The organism is Jatrophihabitans fulvus, assembly GCF_054781375.1.
The window spans coordinates 350,164-364,862 of sequence record NZ_BAAGUN010000005.1 but is presented as its reverse complement, the minus strand read 5'-3'; the positions used below and the strand labels follow the sequence as shown (position 1 = coordinate 364,862).

The following is a 14,699-nucleotide window of genomic DNA, read 5'->3' as shown; positions in this document are numbered from 1 at the left end:
GTGAAGCCCACTCGTGAAGCCCACTCGTGAAGCCCACTCGTGAAGCCCACTCGTGAAGCCCACTCGTGAAGCCCACTCAATTGTTTTCGACAGAGGTCGTGTCGGGACCGCCGAGAAGCGCTCACCCCGACGGCGACGCCTCGACGAGTGCGGTGCAGAGGACGACGTCAGGCCAGCACACGGCGCAGGAACTCCGTCTGCTCGACGACCGATTTCTCGAAGATCTCACCGACGTAGATGTCGAAGTGGCCGCACGGGAACGACAGCACCTCGGCATGTGGCGCCTTCTCCGCGACCTTATGCACCGACGACGCGGGCGCGATGTTGTCGTGCTCGGCGACGACGAGGAACAGCGGGCAGCCTACGTCAGCGGCATGCCTGACCGGACGGTTGCGGGCGATGCGCAGGATGCCGCGGGCGCACATCTCGTTGCGGAAGGTCGGTCCCATGATCGCCCGGTAACCCTCCTCCGCACCCGGCGCGCTGATCACCGCGGCCGAACCGGGCGGACCCACGATCGGCACCATGAGCGGGTCGCGGCGGCGCAGCCGGCCGGCCGCGTCGGCGAGCCCGGCCCGGGTGAGCGCGACGGTCTTGCCGGTGCCCGACTCGGTACGGGTGCCGAGCAGCGCAGCCAGACCGTCCATGGCCGCCCCCTGGCTGACCACGGCGGCGAGTCTCGGGTCGGCGGCCGCGACCGCGACGACGTGCCCCCCGGAGTAGGACGAGCCCCAGACGGCTATGCGGGCCGGATCGACCCCCTTGCGGGTGCGGGCGAAGGCGATGGCGGCGTGGTAGTCCTCGCGATGCCGGCGGTGGTCGACGTCCTGGCGCGGCACGCCCGGGATCGCATCGGACGTACCGAAGCCGCGGTAGTCGAAGACGAGGACGTCGCAGCCGGCGGCGGCGAACCGTTGCGCGAAGGGCAGCAGGCCCGCGTCGCGCGTGGCGCCGAATCCGTGCGCCATCACGACGCACGGCCGGCCGCGGGTCGTGGTCAGGTCGTCGTTGATCGCGCGCAGGTACCAGCCCTCGCATGCGCTCCCGCGGCTGTCGAACCGGACGGTCTCCACGAACTCCCACCCCCGTGACGAATTCGTTACAACCTGCCTCCGCCCGCCCGATCACGCAAGTGCGCGGTCACCGCGGGCAGCAGATCCCGGTCGACGGGCAACCACTCGACGTCGCCGAGTTCGTCCTCGGCCAGCCACCGCAGCTGATCGTGGTCCTCGACGGGTGTGGGCAGTCCCTGGTCGACGGTGGCGGCGAAGAGCGCGAGCCGGATGCCGTCGCCGACGGCCTCGCCGAGCAGCACCCCGACGCGCACCGCCACGCCGAGTTCCTCGTGACACTCCCGGATCAGGGCGGCCTGCGCGTCCTCGCCGGGCTCGACCTTGCCGCCCGGGAACTCCCACCGGCCGGCGTGCCGGTGCGGCGCCGCGCGGCGTGCGGCCAGCACCTGCCCGTCCCCGTCGACGATGGCGGCGCCCACCACCGCGATCGCCGCGTCGTTCGCGTCCGTCATCAGGGCGCCCTCGATCCTCGTTCGCGTTCCTGGACGACGAGCTCGTCCAGGTCCTTCAAGCGGTCCAGTCCGTTGAGCGCACGGGCGATGCGCTGATTGCCCTGCAGCCGCTGCCGGTTGCGCTCGAGGAATGCCCAGTAGCCGGCGGTGAACGGACACGCGTTCTCGCCGACCCGCACCTTCGGGTCGTAGCGGCACCCACCGCAGTAGTCGCTCATGCGGTCGATGTAGGCGCCGCCGCCGGCGTAGGGCTTGGTGGCCATCACCCCGCCGTCCGCGTACTGCGACATGCCGACGACGTTCGGCACCATGACCCAGTCGTAGCCGTCGACGAAGGAGCGATGGAACCAGTCGGTGACCTGCGCGGGACGCCACCCTCGCTGCATCGCGTAGTTGCCGAGAACCATCAGCCGGGGGATGTGGTGCACCCACGAGTTCTGCGCGACCCCGCGCAGAACGTCGGACAGGCAGGCCGCGTCGACCGACTCGTGGTCGAGTTCGGTGAACCACTTGGGCACAGTGCCCGTGGCCTTCAGTTCGTTGCGGCGCCGGTAGGAACGCGGCTGCTGCCAGTAGAGGTGCCACACGTAGTCGCGCCAGCCGATCACCTGGCGGACGAACCCCTCGACGGACGCAATGGGTGCATCGCCGTCGCGGTAGGCCTTCTCGGCCGCCGCAGCCACCTCGAGCGGGTCGAGCAGACCGAGATTCATCGGCGCCGACAGCAGCGAGTGCGCCATCCAGTCGTCCTGCTGCAGCATCGCGTCCTCGTGCGCCCCGAAGTGCGGCAACCGGTGTGCCACGAAGTCGCGCAGCGACGCCATCGCCTCGTCGCGGGTGACGGGGAATCGGCGGGGACCGTCCTCGCCGACGAACGCGACGTCGCCGTCGCGTTCCCAGCGGTCGAGCTGCCGCCGCACCTCGTCGTCGACGTCGTCCTCCTGCGGCCACCAGGGCTCGTCGACGCCGAGGGTCGGCTGCTTCGGTGGTGGCTCCCGGTTCTCGTGGTCGTAGTTCCACGTGCCACCCGCAGGCTCGGTGGCGTCCATGAGCACGTCGAGCCGGCGCCGCGCGTCCCGGTAGAAGTCCTCCATGAGCAGGCGGCGCTTGCCGCGGCCGTCCGCCCACGCTGCGAACTCCTCCAGCGTGGTCGCGTAACCGCGCGGCGGCAGCACCTCGACCTTCCCGTCCGCCTCCAGCCTGCGGACGAGGTCGAGCGCGGCGTGCGTCGTCGGGTGGCAGACGGTGAGCCGGTCACGGGTGCGGCCGACCACCTCGCCGTAGGTGTCGGCGCGCACGTAGCGGCACCGGTCGCCGAGCTCGGCCGCGCGGTGGCGCATCGCCGACAGCACGAGATGGGCCTTCTGGCGGTGGAACCGGCGGCGGCGGAACACCGAGCGCGCCTCGATCAGCAGCACCTGCTGGTCGGGCTCGTCGAGGAAGTGCGGACCCACCTGGTCGCCGAACAGCCAGCGTCGCTCGGTCACCTCCGTGACGTACCCAGCGGCACGGCCCGGTACCGGTTGCGCCGCGAACCGATCTGCGTCGCGGTCGCCCGTACCGCTGCGCCCACCCGTCCGGTAGGAAAGATCGGTGACCGACTTCGACCTGGTGCTGCAGGGGACGGTGTTCTTCGACATCGTCTTCACCGGGCTCGAGGCGCCGCCCGCCCGGGGCGCCGAGACGCTGGCCACCGGCATGGGGTCCTGTCCCGGCGGCATCGCGAACCTCGCCATCGCCGCGAGCCGGCTCGGTCTGCGCACCACGCTCGCCGCCGCCTTCGGCGACGACGTGTACGCCGACTTCTGCTGGCGCACCCTCGCCGAGCAGGAGGGCGTCGACCTCGGGCACTCGCAGCGCTTCCCCGGCTGGCACTCGCCGGTGACGGTGTCGATGGTGCTCGACCGCGACCGCGCCATGCTGACGCACGCGCACCCGTCGCCGCTGCCGCCGACGACCATGATCGGACGGCGGCCGTCCGCCCGGTTCGGCTTCGTGCACCTCGAACCCGACCCGCAGGCCTGGGTCACCCACGCCGCAGCGGACGGGATGAAGCTGTTCGCGGACGTCGGCTGGGACCCCGTCGAGGAGTGGTCGCCGAAGATCCTCGAGCAGCTCGACGACTACTACGCGTTCCTGCCCAACAGCGTCGAGGCCATGGCCTACACCCGCACCGACGACCCGCACGACGCCGCGCACGCGCTGGCCGACCGGGTCGAGGTGGCGGTGGTGACCTGCGGTGGCGAGGGCGCGATCGCCATCGACTCCGGCACCGGGGAGGAGGAGTGGGTGCCCACCTTCCCGGTGAACGCACACGACCCGACCGGCGCCGGCGACGTCTTCGGGGCGGCCTTCGTGCTGGGGACGAAGCACGGCTGGCCGCTGGCGCGGCGGCTCGCGTTCGCCAACCTCTGCGCGGCCCTGTCGGTGCAGTACGTGGGCGGTTCCCTCGCCGCCCCGGGGTGGGGTGACATCGCCGACTGGCTGCAATCCGTCCGACGCCGCGCGGCCGCGGGCTCGACCACCGCCGCGGCGAGCGCCGAGCGCTACGCGTTCGTCGACGAGGTCATGCCCGCCGAGCACGCGGCGGTGCGTCGGGCGTCGGCCACCATCGCCCGGTCGTCCGACGCGTGATGCCGTCGTCCCGGACGGTTACTGTCCGAACCGTCCGCCCGATCATGGAGGCAGCCATGCCACGAGCTCGATCCCGCCGCGAGTTCCTCGCGCTCGGCGGCGGTGCGGTCGCCGCCGCACTGCTCGCCGCCTGCGGTTCCAACACCGGCCGCGGGGGCGGCTCCGGCACGCTCGTGCAGTGGTACCACCAGTACGGCGAAGCGGGCACGCAACAGGCGGTGAAGCGTTACGCCTCGAAGTACGACGACGCCGACGTCGACGTCGTCTGGACCACCGGTGACTACGACCGCAAGGCGGCCGCGGCGCTGCTGAAGGACGGCGGCCCCGACGTGCTCGAGCTCGCCAACGGCCCGACGATCGACCAGATCCGCGCCAAGCAGGTCGTGCCGCTCACCGGCATCCTCGGCGACACCGAGTCCGACTTCACCAAGCAGATCATCGCCCGCATGTCCTACGAGGGCGAGCTCTACGCCGTGCCCGAGACCATCGACATGCAGCTGCTCTTCTACCGCAAGAGCCTGCTCGAGAAGGCGGGCGTGCAGCCGCCGGCCACCGTGCCCGAGCTCGTCGAGGCGGCGAAGGCGTTGACCACCAAGCAGGTCAAGGGTCTGTTCGCCGGCAACGACGGCGGAGTGACCGTCCTCGGCGGCCCGGCGCTGTGGGCCGCCGGCCTCGACTACCTCGACGCCGACAACGAGATCGGTTTCGACGACCCGGCGGCCGCCACTTCCCTCGCCGCGCTCCACACGATGTTCGCCAACGAGTCCCTGCTGCTCGGCGCACCGTCGGACTGGTCCGACCCGTCGGCCATCCAGCAGGGGTTGTGCGCCATGCAGTGGTCGGGGCTGTGGAACGTTCCCGTGCTGCAGAAGGCCCTCGGTGACGACCTGGGCGTCGCGCCCTACCCGGCCCTGTCGTCGTCCGTCGGTGCGCCCAGCGTGCCGATCGGTGCGTACGGCTCGGGCGTGAACGCGAAGAGCAAGCAGGTCGACGCCGCGAAGAAGTACGTGAAGTGGCTCTGGGTCGACAACACCGCCGACCAGCTCGACTTCGCGCAGAGCTACGGCTTCCACATCCCGGCCCGGCGCAGCCTCGCGCCCAGGGCCAAGGGCCTGCAGTCGGGCATCGGCAAGGACGCCGCCGACTTCGTGGCGAAGTACGCGAAGGCGCAGACCCCGCTGCTGTGGACGCCGAAGTCGATGACCGCCTACCAGGACGCCGTCAGCCGCATCATCAAGGACGGCGCGAACCCGTCGTCCGAGCTGAAGAGCGTGATCGGCACGGCGAAGGCCGAGCTCAAGCGCATCGGCAAGTAGCAGGTTGTCAGCCCCCACCCTGCGCCGTCGGCTGCTCGGGACGCAGAACCGCAACCTCTGGTTCTGGGTCTTCGTCGGCCCGTTCCTCGCCGGCCTGCTGGTCTTCGTGGTGCTGCCGATCGGCTGGTCGGTGTACCTGTCGTTCTTCGACGCGTACAACACGGTCACGCCGACGACGTTCGTCGGCTTCGGCAACTACCGCGACCTGTTCGAGGACGGCGCCTTCACCGACAGCCTCGTCACCTTCATCGTGTTCGCGCTGTTCATCGTGCCGGTGACGTTCGTCGGTTCGCTCGCGCTGGCGCTGCTGGTCAACCGGGCGCGGTGGGGCAAGGCGTTCTTCCGCTCGGTGTTCTTCATCCCGGTCGCGTGCTCGTACGTCGTCGCGGCCCTGATCTGGAAGCTGTCGATCTTCTCCGGCGTGCGCTTCGGGCTGGCCAACCAGCTGCTCGGCAGCGTCGGGCACGACCCGATCGCCTGGCTGGGCGTCACCCACCCGCCCTACTACTGGGTCGTCATCGTCTCGGTGCGGCTGTGGCTGCAACTCGGCTTCTACATGATCCTGTTCCTCGCCGGCCTGCAGCGCATCTCGCCGTCGCTGTACGAGGCCGCCGCCATCGACGGCGCCCGCTCGGGGTGGCAGACGTTCCGCCACATCACGTTCCCGCAGCTGCGCGGCACGTCGGTGGCGGTGGTGATCCTGCTGCTGGTGAACGCGTTCCAGGCGTTCGACGAGTTCTACAACCTGCTCGCGTCCGCGGGCGGCTACCCGCCGTACGCCCGGCCGCCGCTGGTGTACCTGTACTACATCGCGCTCGGCAGCCAGCAGGACCTCGGGCACGGCAGCGCCGGCGCGGTCATCCTCGCCGCCCTGATCGCGGTCTTCGCGCTGCTGCAGGGACGGGTCGTCGGTTTCGGCGAGACGTCCGCCAAGGACGCGCGCCGCGAGCGCCGGGCGGCGAAGCGGACGGTCGAGCGGACGGTGACCACGTGAGCATCGCCCGCTCGCAGCGCGACCAGGTCGGGTCGGTGGCGCGCTACGTGCTGCTCGTCGTCGGCACCGTGCTGTTCCTGACGCCGTTCTACCTGCTGGTGCGCAACGCGCTGTCGCCCGAGGCCGACATCACCTCGCCCGACTGGAAGGTCGTGCCCGGCCACCTGCAGTGGTCCAACTTCTCGGAACTGTTCGACGACGAGTCGGTGCCGATGTTCCGCAGCCTCGTCAACTCGGTGGTCGTCGCGGTGGCGCAGACGCTCGGCACCGTGGTCATCTGCTCGATGGCCGGGTACGGGCTGGCCCGCATCCCGCACCGCGCCGCCAAGGCCGTGTTCGGCCTGCTGCTCGCGACGCTGCTCATCCCGGCCGCCGTCACCTTCGTGCCGAGCTTCATCGTGGTGTCGAGCCTCGGCTGGCTCGACACCTACCGCGGGCTGATCGTCCCCGGCCTGTTCCAGGCGGTGTCGGCGTTCCTGTTCCGCCAGGCGTTCCTCGGGTTCCCGTCCGAGATCGAGGACGCCGCCCGCGTCGACGGGCTCGGCTACTTCGGCACGTTCTGGCGCATCGTCGTACCGAACAGCAAACCGATCTTCGCCGCCGTCGGCACGCTCGCGTTCATCGCCAGCTGGAACCAGTTCCTCTGGCCGCTGATCATCGCCCAGGACCCCGATTCGTGGACGGTCCAGCTGTCGCTGTCGACGTTCATCACCGCCCAGTCGGTGAACCTGCACGAACTGTTCGCCGCGGCGATCGTCTCGATCGTCCCGCTGCTCGTCGTGTTCGTCGCGCTGCAGCGCTACATCGTCCAGGGCGTCGAGCGGACGGGCGTCAACGGCTGAGAACCGCCGCGCGAACGGCGTTGCTATTGGCCGTTCGGCCGATCATGTTAGGTGCATGGCCGACAAGCTGCTGTCCCGGCTCGTCACCGGGTACGTCCTGATCGTCGTCGCGACCCTCGTCGCCCTCGCCGTACTCAGCGCGGTCCGTCCCTCGCTCGCCACCGACGACGCGTGGGTGCACGCCGCGATCGTCACCGCGTTCGCGGTGCTGTTGCCGCTGCGGTTGCGCTCGGCCGCACACGGCAATGCCGGAGCGCTCCGCGCAGTGGCGATCATCGCCACGGTGCTCGTCGTGGTGAACGTCGTGGAGGCCGCGATCCCCGGCACGTTCCCCGCGTGGATGCGCATCGAGATGGTGGGCATCGCCGTCCTCATGGCAGCCGTGGCGCTGACCGCCGCGCGCACGCGGCGTCCCGTGCCGGCCCGGTGAGGCGCGACCCCGCCCGACCGCGGCAGCGGTTGAGTGCCGCCGAGCGCCGCGAACAGATCATGGCCGCTACCGTCCGGGTGCTGGCGTCGCGCGGGTTCGCCGCGGCGAGCGCCGAGGTGATCGCCCGCGAGGCCGACCTGTCGAAGGGCCTGCTCTGGCACTACTTCGGCAACCAGCGTGACCTGATGCGCGAGACCGCGCTGCGCACCGTCGCCATCCTGCGCCGTGCGGTCGGGTCGGCGATCGACCTCGACGCGCCCGTGCCCGTCCTGGTGCGGGCCGCGCTGCATGCGGCGGTGTCGCTGCGGCACACGCACGACGACGAACGTCGCGCGATGCGGGAGATCATCATGAACCTGCGCGGTCCGGACGGGACATCGGTGCTGTCGCTCGACGACTACGACGACACGTTCGCCGCGCAGGAGGCGATCTTCCGGCGTGGACAGGCGAACGGTGACATCCGCGCCGACCTCGACCCGCGCCTGCTCGCGGTGACCTACCAGGGCGCGGTCGACAGCATGCTCGGCTACCTCGACGCCCACGCCGGTCTCGACGCGGACGCCTACGCCGACCTCGTCGCCGACGTCCTGCTCGGAGGCTGCCGCACCACGACGGCTTTGGCAGACTCGGAGCGTGAGCGAGCGCCAGCGAGCGAACCATGGGCACAGCGCGCCGGGAGTCTCATGCGCGCCCGGAGCGAAGCGAGGACGTGCATGAGCTTCCACATCGCCAATGAGCCCGAGGCGGACAAGGTCCTGGACGGTCACTCGTTCGCCCCGCTGGTCGGCATGATGCTCGACCAGCAGTACGGCATGGAGCACGCCTTCCGCGGGCCGTGGAAGGTGCTGAGCCGGTTCGGCACCCTCGATCCGGCCGCGATCGCCGCCGCCGACCCGGACGAGTTCAAGGCGCTGTGCAGCACCCCTCCGGCGATCCACCGCTTCCCCGGTTCGATGGCCGCCCGGCTGCAGGACCTCGCCCGCATGGTCGTCGACGACTACGACGGCGACGCCGCGAACATCTGGAGCGGTGTCGACACCGGCAAGGAGCTGTTCACCCGCATCAACGCCCTGCCCGGCTTCGGCAAGCAGAAGGCGCAGATCTTCGTGGCCCTGCTCGCCAAACAGCTCGGCGTCCGTCCGGACGGGTGGGAGAAGGTGGCCGGTGACTACGCCAAGGACGGCTACCGCTCCGTCGCCGATGTCGTCGACGCCGCGTCGCTGCAGAAGGTGCGCGAGTTCAAGCAGCAGAAGAAGGCCGCGGCGAAAGCGGCGGCGGACGGGTGATTCAGTCGGCGATCTGCGGACCGCCGGCGGCGCCGAAGGCGTCCTGCTCGTAGCGCAGGAACGCGGTCATGCCCAACAGCACGCCCATGATGCCGGCGCCGGCGACCGGGACGAGACGACGCCAACCGCGGACGGGACCCAGGTGGTTGCTCACGCCGTCCACGGTCGCGGCCGCGGGTGAACCGCCGGCACCGCGCAGGTGAAGGTGGATCAGGTGTGCGCGAACGCCCCGGCCCGCATCGCCTCGACACCCGCCTCGAGCTCGTCCACGAGCACGTCGTCGACGTCGGCGCCGCACTGCCGCAGCCAGTTGGCGACGATGCGGTGACCGCCCTGCGTCAGTACCGACTCGGGGTGGAACTGCACACCCTCGATCGGCAGTTCGCGGTGGCGCAGGGCCATGACGACGCCGGACGCCGTCCGTCCGGTCACGACGATCTCGGACGCGAGCGCGTCCTCGCGCACCGCCAACGAGTGGTAGCGGGTGGCCGTGAACGGCGACGGCAGACCGGCGAGCACGCCGGCGTCGTCGTGGACGACGTCGCTGATCTTGCCGTGCAGCAGTTCGGGTGCCCGCACGATCGGCGAGCCGTAGACCTGCCCGATGGCCTGGTGGCCCAGGCAGACCCCGAACAGCGGCAGCCGGCGCTCGGCGCACGCCGGCACCAGCGACAGGCACGCACCGGCGTCGTCCGGGGTGCCCGGGCCGGGCGAGAGCAGCACGCCGTCGAGTTCGAGTGAGTCCAGATCTCCTACCGAGACGGCGTCGTTGCGGCGGACCTCGACGTCCGCGCCGAGCTGGGCGAGGTACTGCACGAGGTTGTAGACGAAGCTGTCGTAGTTGTCGACGACGAGAATGCGCGCGCCCATGCCTCAGTTACCCGGAACCGTGACGTCGTTGATCGGCAGCTTCGGCTCGACCCACGGGAACACGACGAACAGCAGCAACGCGCACACCGCGGCGACGAGCACGAGCGTCTGCAGCAGCTTGAGCGCGACGTTGCCGGGCAGGTGACGCCAGATCCACACGTACATCAGCCGGTCACCTCCGAGTACAAGCGCGAGACCGCGGCCGGCATCGCCTTGACGTGCTTGCCCTGCGCATCGACCGCGGTCACCTGGTCGACGAGCCGCGCGTGCACGATCATGCGCTGCTCGGCCGTGAACTTGGGGTGGCAGGTGGTCATGGTCATCAGCTTCTGCACCGGACGCAGGTCGGGATGGTTGGGCACGGCGTCGAGCACGCGGCCGGCGCCGGGGTCGACGATCTCGCGTCCCGGCACGTCGACGGTGTCGCCGCCCGCGGTGCGCACCGCCGACATGTTGCCCTGCGGGTCGGAACCCGGTTTCGAGCCCAGCACCGCGTAGACGAACCACGACTTCTGCGTCTCGACGATCACGGTGTCGCCGACCCGCAGCTTGTCGAGGTTGAGGAACGGCTCGCCCTTGCCGACGCGGTGACCCGCGACGCCGAAGTTGCCGACCTTCCCCGGCAGCGCGGTGCCGGTGTAGTGGCCCGGACCCTCCTCGAGCTGCGCGTCCCCGGTGCCTTCGACGATCGTCCAGTGGTAGTCGCGACCGAGGCGCGGGATGTAGATGTTCGCGACGCCGGTGCCGAGCGGGATCGTGCCGCTGCCGCTGCTGGGCAGCGTGGGGTCCTCACCCTTCGCCCACAGCGTCTCGGTCCTGCGCGCGATGGCGTCGTTGTCCGACCGGGCGAAGATGCTGGTGATCCAGACCTCGTAGACGACGAACAGCAGGACGACGAGGCCGAGGGTGATGAGCGTCTGCCCGATGCCCCGCAGCACGAAGCGCACCTTGTCCCCGAGCGTCGAGCCGCCGCCGGCCGCGTGCCGGGGCTGCGGCGGTGGGTCGGCGACCAGCGTGTCGTCCGCCATCGTGTCTCCGTCTACTTCCCTGCCCGGGCGTAGCCGAGCGTGATCGAGCCGCGATAGGCCGGCAACGTCAGGTCGTCGTCGGTCTCGGTGGTGTAGCCGAGGCCGTACGAGCTCGCCGCGCCCCGGAACAGCTGCACCCCGGGCGACGCGTCGAGCCTGTCCAGCATTGTCCGCGACGGGCCTATGGCCGCAACCCGGTACGGGGGCGAATACACCTCGCCGTTCAGCAAGAGGGTGTTGCCGACGCAGCGGACGGCCGAGGTCGGGATGATGCGCTGGCCCGCGATGGTCATGGCCTCGGCGCCGCCGGCCCACAGCGCGTTGACGACCGCCTGCAGGTCCGACTGGTGGACGACGAGCTGGTTGAGGTCGACCGAGCCGTCGTTGCCACCGTTGCCGTCGTTCTGGTCGTTCGACGCGTCGGCGGTGTCGGCGTCGTCGAGCACGACCACGAGGCCGGCACCCCGGACCGCCCGCAGGCCACCGGGCAGCAGCAGCGGGGCGACGCGGCGCTGCTGCCGGGCGACGGCCGAGTCGCCGGCACCGGCGTCGCGGGTCAACCGGCTCACCTCGGCCTGCAACTCGCTCACCCGGGTGTCGAGCTGGCGGACCCGGCCCTCGGCCCGTCCGACGGTGTCGGCCAGGCTGGTGATGCCGGGGGTGCGCAGGTCCTCCCCGCCGGAGTCCCGGGCGCTGGCGGCGAAACCGACGCCGGCCACCAGGCACACGACCGGGACGAGGGCATGCCAGCGGCCACCTGCCCGCAGCCGGGTCAGCCGTTCGCGCATCGGCACGCTGCCTCCTCAAAGCACCGGCGTCTACGCTAGTCGGCAGAATCCGCGCCGATCGGGCGTGTCGCGATCACCGCGCCGTCCGTACGCCCGTGCCGTCGAGTCCGTGAGAGGTTGTCGTGCCCAAGTCGAAGGTCCGGAAGAAGAGCGACGGCCCCAGCCGTCCGGCTGCCACCAGCAGCTCCACCCGCACCCGGCAGCTGGCCCCCAGCCCCACCTGGTACCCGATCGCCATGGCGGTCGTGCTGCTGCTGGGCCTCGCCTACCTGGTCGTGTTCTACCTGACCGCGAGCGGCACCGACCCCGAGGTGCCGGTCATGGGCGGCCTCGGCGCCTGGAACTTCGCGATCGGCTTCGGCGTGATGCTGCTCGGGTTGGTCATGGCGGTGCGCTGGCGATGACCGTGCGGACGGCCGCCACCGGCCGTCCACATGGTTTTCCACGCCTGTGATTACACGGCTGTAGTTCTGCACATCTGGGGACAACCCTGTGGATGACATCTCCCGGCGCACCAGCGTGCGCTTCGTCCCCGACCGCCGACTGACCGGTCTCGCGGCGGGCGGGGCGGTCGTCGCCGCCCTGCTCGCGCTGCTGGCCACCGACGATCCGAGCCGGCTGCTGTTCGCCGTCGCCGTGGTCGTCCTGCTCGCCTTCGCCCTGAGCGACCTGGTGTTCTCGCCCCGGCTCGAGGCCGACGCCGCCGGCGTGCGGGTGCGCTCGCCCCTGGCCCGCGCGTGGTTGCCGTGGTCGCAGATCGACGCCGTCCGCCTCGACGAACGACCCCGCCTCGGACGGCGCAGCGTGACGCTCGAGGTCGACGCGGGCGAGACCCTGATCGTGCTCAGCCGCCGCGCGCTCGGCACGGAACCCGAGGACGCCCTGGCCCTGGTGAACGCGTTCCGTCCGCCGCGCACTGACCCGCGGGTCAGCTGAAGGTCGCCGATCGCACCGCGACGACGAGCACGACGAGCACCAGTACGGCGCCCAGCCCCGACGCCTGCACGGTGCTCGACGGCCGGGTCGAGACGCGGGGGATGCCCCCGATCGCGAGCGCGCACAGCAGGCCGGTCACGAACCCGCCGATGTGCCCCTCCTTCGAGATGCCGTCGACCCGGAACGTGATCACGAAGTTGAGCACCAGCATGGCGACGAGCCACTGCAGATCGAGTCCGAGCCGGCGCACCAGCACCAGGCAGGCGCCGAGCAAGCCGAAGATGGCGCCGGACGCGCCGGCGGTCGGGGTGAATTGGTCGCCGAAGGCGAAGACGGCGGCGCTGCCGCCGAGCGCGCTGATCAGGTAGAGCGCAAGGAAGCGCCACCACCCGAGCAGCCGTTCCAGGGCCGGTCCGACGAAGGCGAGCGACAGCATGTTGGCGCCGATGTGGATCAGGCTGAGGTGCAGGAACGCCGAGGTGATCAACCTGTAGTAGGCGTCGGCGTTCCAGATCGCGTACGGCTGCAGTTGCCACGATTGGAACAGCGCCGACCCGGTCGGGTCGTTCAGCGAGGCGCCCGCCCCGGTGCCGGTGGCGAGGTAGGCGGCGACGTTGAGCGCGATGAGCGTGAACGTGACGTACGGGGTGCCGCCCGTGATCCGGGCGCCCACGCTGGTGCGTGGGGCCCGGATCGAGCGGGCACCCTCCCGGGCGTCGTCCGGACAGTGGAAGCCGACGGACGCCGGGCGCATGCACTCCGGGCAGATCGGACGGTCGCAGCGGACGCAGCGGACGCCGGTCTCCCGGTCGGGGTGGCGGTAGCAGTGCGCGACACCGCTGCCGCCGGGATGCATCAGTCGACGGTGACCGAGTTGATGGTGATCGGCTCGACGGGCTTGTCGTTGCGACCGGTCTTCGTGGTGGCGATGGCGTCGACGACCGCGCGGCTGTCGGCGTCGGCGACCTCGCCGAAGATCGTGTGGCGGCGGTTCAGGTGCGGCGTGGCGCCGACGGTGATGAAGAACTGCGAGCCGTTGGTGTTCGGGCCCGAGTTGGCCATCGCGAACAGGTAGGGCCGGTCGAACTGCAGCTCGGGGTGGAACTCGTCGGCGAACTTGTAACCCGGGTCGCCGTAGCCCTCACCCAGCGGATCGCCGCCCTGGATCATGAAGCCGGCGATGACGCGGTGGAAGATCGTCCCGTCGTACAGCGGGTCGTTCGTCTTCGTCCGGGTGCCGGGGTGGGTCCACTCCTTGGCGCCGGTCGCGAGGTCGACGAAGTTCTTCACCGTCTTCGGCGCGTGGTCGTTGAAGAGGTTCAGGCGGATGTCGCCCTGGGACGTGTGCAGCGTTGCGGTCTGGGCCATGCGGTCAATCCTGCCAAACGCTAGAACTTCCCGACGATGGCCTCGGCCACGTAGCGGGAGTTGAAGGCCGTACCGGCCTTGTTCTGATCGGTGCGGACGACCACGAGGACCCGTCCCTTGGCGAAGGCCCACGCCCAGTCGTTGCCCCCGTCCTGCGAGTAGAACTTCGTGCGGAAGTTGATGCCGTCGACGCCCTTGACGAAGTTGCGGTAGCCGCGGGCGTTCCTGCCCGCCTCGCCGGTCGCCACGAGGGCCGCGTGCGCCGCCGCGGCGGAGGGGTACGTCGTGGGGATGATGTCCGCGACCGGGTGGAAGTCGGTGTAGAAGTAGAACCGGCACCCGACCGGCTTGTGCCGGGTCAGCACCGTCACCCGGCCCACCCGGTTGCCCTCGAGGTCGGCCAGGTTGGGACCGTCGGTGGGCTCGATGTCCACCCCGGCCTTGATGTACGGGCAGGTGCCGTCACGCTCGCCCGCCGGCGGCTTGGTGCCCGGCGGCAACGACGGCACGTACCCGAACTCCAGCGGTGCGCCCGACGTGGGCGGACGGGTGAGCGTCCTCGTGTCGATCACCGTGCTCGTGCGCCCGGGCGTCGGCGCCGGATCGGACGTGCAGCCCGCGAGCGCACCGAGCGCGACCAGCAGCACGATCACCACGCGTTTCACGCCCGCAGCCTAGGCAG

At 70.7% G+C, this 14,699-nt stretch carries 19 protein-coding genes and 1 pseudogene; 9 read left to right on the top strand and 11 right to left on the bottom strand.

Features of this window, described 5'->3' with window-relative positions; all coding sequences use genetic code 11:
* Positions 1-167: 167 nt before the first annotated feature.
* Genes ACYVP9_RS17925 through ACYVP9_RS17915 form a run of 3 tightly spaced genes read right to left on the bottom strand, consistent with a single transcriptional unit; the run spans position 168 to position 3,012 of the window.
* Positions 168-1,073 carry an alpha/beta hydrolase gene (locus ACYVP9_RS17925; RefSeq protein ID WP_460606279.1) on the bottom strand — a complete coding sequence of 302 codons (906 nt, stop codon included), beginning with the start codon at positions 1,071-1,073 and terminating at the stop codon, positions 168-170.
* Between the two features lie 26 nt (positions 1,074-1,099).
* Positions 1,100-1,525 carry a (deoxy)nucleoside triphosphate pyrophosphohydrolase gene (locus ACYVP9_RS17920; protein ID WP_460606278.1) on the bottom strand — a complete coding sequence of 142 codons (426 nt, stop codon included), beginning with the start codon at positions 1,523-1,525 and terminating at the stop codon, positions 1,100-1,102.
* Positions 1,525-3,012, bottom strand: a complete 1,488-nt coding sequence (locus tag ACYVP9_RS17915) for a cryptochrome/photolyase family protein (RefSeq protein ID WP_460606277.1) — start codon at positions 3,010-3,012, stop codon at positions 1,525-1,527. The genes ACYVP9_RS17920 and ACYVP9_RS17915 overlap by 1 nt, the downstream gene beginning before the upstream one ends.
* 106 nt (positions 3,013-3,118) lie before the next feature.
* On the opposite strand from ACYVP9_RS17915, the gene ACYVP9_RS17910 reads away from it, so the two are divergent.
* The 7 genes and pseudogenes from ACYVP9_RS17910 to ACYVP9_RS17880 all read left to right on the top strand — a co-directional run bounded on the left by ACYVP9_RS17910 (position 3,119) and on the right by ACYVP9_RS17880 (position 9,027).
* Positions 3,119-4,159, top strand: coding sequence for a carbohydrate kinase family protein (locus tag ACYVP9_RS17910; RefSeq protein ID WP_460606276.1), 1,041 nt, complete (start codon positions 3,119-3,121; stop codon positions 4,157-4,159).
* 56 nt (positions 4,160-4,215) lie between these two features.
* A complete protein-coding gene (locus ACYVP9_RS17905) occupies positions 4,216-5,475 on the top strand; it encodes an ABC transporter substrate-binding protein (RefSeq protein ID WP_460606275.1) in 1,260 nt (419 codons plus the stop codon).
* Positions 5,476-5,479: 4 nt separating this feature from the next.
* Positions 5,480-6,469 carry a carbohydrate ABC transporter permease gene (locus tag ACYVP9_RS17900; protein ID WP_460606274.1) on the top strand — a complete coding sequence of 330 codons (990 nt, stop codon included), beginning with the start codon at positions 5,480-5,482 and terminating at the stop codon, positions 6,467-6,469.
* On the top strand, positions 6,466-7,311 hold the full coding sequence (locus ACYVP9_RS17895) for a carbohydrate ABC transporter permease (protein ID WP_460606273.1): 846 nt from the start codon (positions 6,466-6,468) through the stop codon (positions 7,309-7,311). Before ACYVP9_RS17900 ends, ACYVP9_RS17895 begins: the two co-directional genes overlap by 4 nt.
* A 55-nt stretch (positions 7,312-7,366) precedes the next feature.
* A complete protein-coding gene (locus tag ACYVP9_RS17890) occupies positions 7,367-7,741 on the top strand; it encodes a hypothetical protein (RefSeq protein ID WP_460606272.1) in 375 nt (124 codons plus the stop codon).
* A 59-nt stretch (positions 7,742-7,800) separates the two neighbouring features.
* Positions 7,801-7,923, top strand: a pseudogene (locus ACYVP9_RS17885) (helix-turn-helix domain-containing protein); the annotation flags it as partial.
* Positions 7,924-8,454: 531 nt separating this feature from the next.
* Positions 8,455-9,027, top strand: a complete 573-nt coding sequence (locus tag ACYVP9_RS17880; RefSeq protein ID WP_460606291.1) for an HhH-GPD-type base excision DNA repair protein — start codon at positions 8,455-8,457, stop codon at positions 9,025-9,027.
* A gap of 1 nt (position 9,028) precedes the next feature.
* Here ACYVP9_RS17880 and ACYVP9_RS17875 read toward each other — a convergent pair whose 3' ends face one another.
* Genes ACYVP9_RS17875 through ACYVP9_RS17855 form a run of 5 tightly spaced genes read right to left on the bottom strand, consistent with a single transcriptional unit; the run spans position 9,029 to position 11,713 of the window.
* Positions 9,029-9,181 (bottom strand): hypothetical protein, encoded by a 153-nt coding sequence (locus tag ACYVP9_RS17875; protein ID WP_460606271.1) that lies wholly within the window; start codon positions 9,179-9,181, stop codon positions 9,029-9,031.
* A gap of 56 nt (positions 9,182-9,237) precedes the next feature.
* Positions 9,238-9,897: a type 1 glutamine amidotransferase family protein gene (locus ACYVP9_RS17870; RefSeq protein ID WP_460606270.1), complete on the bottom strand. Its 660-nt coding sequence runs from the start codon at positions 9,895-9,897 to the stop codon at positions 9,238-9,240.
* 3 nt (positions 9,898-9,900) lie between these two features.
* Positions 9,901-10,062: a hypothetical protein gene (locus tag ACYVP9_RS17865; protein ID WP_460606269.1), complete on the bottom strand. Its 162-nt coding sequence runs from the start codon at positions 10,060-10,062 to the stop codon at positions 9,901-9,903.
* The gene (locus ACYVP9_RS17860; RefSeq protein ID WP_460606268.1) at positions 10,062-10,925 is read right to left on the bottom strand and encodes a class E sortase; all 864 of its coding nucleotides are present in this window, start codon (positions 10,923-10,925) and stop codon (positions 10,062-10,064) included. The genes ACYVP9_RS17865 and ACYVP9_RS17860 overlap by 1 nt, the downstream gene beginning before the upstream one ends.
* Positions 10,926-10,936: 11 nt before the next feature.
* A complete protein-coding gene (locus ACYVP9_RS17855; protein ID WP_460606290.1) occupies positions 10,937-11,713 on the bottom strand; it encodes a DUF881 domain-containing protein in 777 nt (258 codons plus the stop codon).
* A gap of 122 nt (positions 11,714-11,835) precedes the next feature.
* On the opposite strand from ACYVP9_RS17855, the gene ACYVP9_RS17850 reads away from it, so the two are divergent.
* Complete coding sequence (locus ACYVP9_RS17850) at positions 11,836-12,117, top strand: cell division protein CrgA (RefSeq protein ID WP_460606267.1); 282 nt, start codon at positions 11,836-11,838, stop codon at positions 12,115-12,117.
* 88 nt (positions 12,118-12,205) lie between these two features.
* Positions 12,206-12,649 (top strand): PH domain-containing protein, encoded by a 444-nt coding sequence (locus tag ACYVP9_RS17845; protein WP_460606266.1) that lies wholly within the window; start codon positions 12,206-12,208, stop codon positions 12,647-12,649.
* Here ACYVP9_RS17845 and ACYVP9_RS17840 read toward each other — a convergent pair.
* The 3 genes from ACYVP9_RS17840 to ACYVP9_RS17830 are packed head-to-tail and all read right to left on the bottom strand — an operon-like array spanning position 12,642 to position 14,682.
* Positions 12,642-13,505, bottom strand: a complete 864-nt coding sequence (locus ACYVP9_RS17840) for a rhomboid family intramembrane serine protease (protein ID WP_460606265.1) — start codon at positions 13,503-13,505, stop codon at positions 12,642-12,644. The genes ACYVP9_RS17845 and ACYVP9_RS17840 overlap by 8 nt on opposite strands.
* Positions 13,505-14,017, bottom strand: a complete 513-nt coding sequence (locus ACYVP9_RS17835) for a peptidylprolyl isomerase (RefSeq protein WP_460606264.1) — start codon at positions 14,015-14,017, stop codon at positions 13,505-13,507. The genes ACYVP9_RS17840 and ACYVP9_RS17835 overlap by 1 nt, the downstream gene beginning before the upstream one ends.
* Before the next feature lie 20 nt (positions 14,018-14,037).
* Complete coding sequence (locus ACYVP9_RS17830) at positions 14,038-14,682, bottom strand: hypothetical protein (protein WP_460606263.1); 645 nt, start codon at positions 14,680-14,682, stop codon at positions 14,038-14,040.
* Positions 14,683-14,699: the final 17 nt, after the last annotated feature.

Excerpts from the sequence above, each read along its gene's own strand:
- ACYVP9_RS17870 (WP_460606270.1), bottom strand. The coding sequence starts at position 9,897 with ATGGGCGCGCGCATTCTCGTCGTCGACAACTACGACAGCTTCGTCTAC.
- ACYVP9_RS17865 (WP_460606269.1), bottom strand. The coding sequence starts at position 10,062 with ATGTACGTGTGGATCTGGCGTCACCTGCCCGGCAACGTCGCGCTCAAG.
- ACYVP9_RS17855 (WP_460606290.1), bottom strand. The coding sequence starts at position 11,713 with ATGCGCGAACGGCTGACCCGGCTGCGGGCAGGTGGCCGCTGGCATGCC.
- ACYVP9_RS17905 (WP_460606275.1), top strand. The coding sequence starts at position 4,216 with ATGCCACGAGCTCGATCCCGCCGCGAGTTCCTCGCGCTCGGCGGCGGT.
- ACYVP9_RS17835 (WP_460606264.1), bottom strand. The coding sequence starts at position 14,017 with ATGGCCCAGACCGCAACGCTGCACACGTCCCAGGGCGACATCCGCCTG.
- ACYVP9_RS17890 (WP_460606272.1), top strand. The coding sequence starts at position 7,367 with ATGGCCGACAAGCTGCTGTCCCGGCTCGTCACCGGGTACGTCCTGATC.
- ACYVP9_RS17840 (WP_460606265.1), bottom strand. The coding sequence starts at position 13,505 with ATGCATCCCGGCGGCAGCGGTGTCGCGCACTGCTACCGCCACCCCGAC.
- ACYVP9_RS17880 (WP_460606291.1), top strand. The coding sequence starts at position 8,455 with ATGAGCTTCCACATCGCCAATGAGCCCGAGGCGGACAAGGTCCTGGAC.
- ACYVP9_RS17920 (WP_460606278.1), bottom strand. The coding sequence starts at position 1,525 with ATGACGGACGCGAACGACGCGGCGATCGCGGTGGTGGGCGCCGCCATC.
- ACYVP9_RS17860 (WP_460606268.1), bottom strand. The coding sequence starts at position 10,925 with ATGGCGGACGACACGCTGGTCGCCGACCCACCGCCGCAGCCCCGGCAC.